At 63.7% G+C, this 877-nt stretch carries 1 protein-coding gene; it reads right to left on the reverse strand.

Annotated elements, in window-relative coordinates; genetic code table 11:
* Positions 1-10: 10 nt before the first annotated feature.
* A protein-coding gene (locus HR086_RS47200) for an IS5 family transposase (protein ID WP_174468946.1) occupies positions 11-813 on the reverse strand; the annotation gives its coding sequence in 2 pieces (ribosomal slippage) (positions 11-468 and positions 468-813; 804 coding nt in all).
* Between the last annotated feature and the right edge of the window lie 64 nt (positions 814-877).

The following is an 877-nucleotide window of genomic DNA, read 5'->3' on the forward strand; positions in this document are numbered from 1 at the left end:
AGAGCCTCTATCAAATGTGAGGATAGAGGCTTCGGAAGAGCATGACGCAGCAGCCGAGGACGAGGAAGCCGAAGTGGATGTCGTCCCTGCGCTCGTCACGGACACGGAGCCGACGAAGTTGATTCTTCCAGGCCAGAGTGCGCTCCGCCACCCAACGGTGACGTCCCAGGCGCTCCTTGGACTCGACACCTGGTCGCGCGATGCGTGGTGCGATACCGCGCCTTCGAAGCCCGCGCCGGTTCTTCTTCGAGGCGTAGGCCTTATCCCCGTGGACCTTTCTGGGGCGGAAGCAGCGTTGCCCTGAAGGCATCCTCACGGGAGGTATGGAGTCCACGAGGGGAAAGAGTTCGTGGGTGTCGTGCACGTTCGCCGCCGTCAGCGACTCGGTGAGCGGCAGTCCATGAGCCTCTACGAGAAGATGATGCTTGCTACCCGCCTTCGCTCGGTCCGTCGGATTTGGGCCCGTGAGGGCCCCCTTTTTGAGGCCCGGACAGACGACGAGTCGATGCTGGCGCGGGAGAGGTCCACTCTGCCTCGTAGCCCCAGCTCATCCAGCAGTTGGTGCTGGAGCTTTTCCCAGACGCCGGCCTCGGTCCATTCCTCCAACCGGCGCCAAGCCGTCATGCCCGACAGGCCGAACTGCTTGCGAGGAAGCATCTCCCAAGGAATACCGCTCCTCAGCACGAAGACAATGGCCTCCAGTGCCGCTCGGTCATCTGCTCGGGGGCGCCCCAGCTTCTTCTTGGGTCGCGGCGGAGGCAGCAGCGGCGCCACACGCTGCCAGAAGGCGTCGGGAACGAGTTCGCGGACCATGCACTCAAGCTGGGGATGCCCTTCGTCGGTGGCCACCCCAGCCCTGACTTTTGTTAGGTCCTCT

This window comes from Myxococcus sp. CA039A (genome assembly GCF_013336645.1).
Lineage (GTDB): Bacteria > Myxococcota > Myxococcia > Myxococcales > Myxococcaceae > Myxococcus > Myxococcus llanfairpwllgwyngyllgogerychwyrndrobwllllantysiliogogogochensis.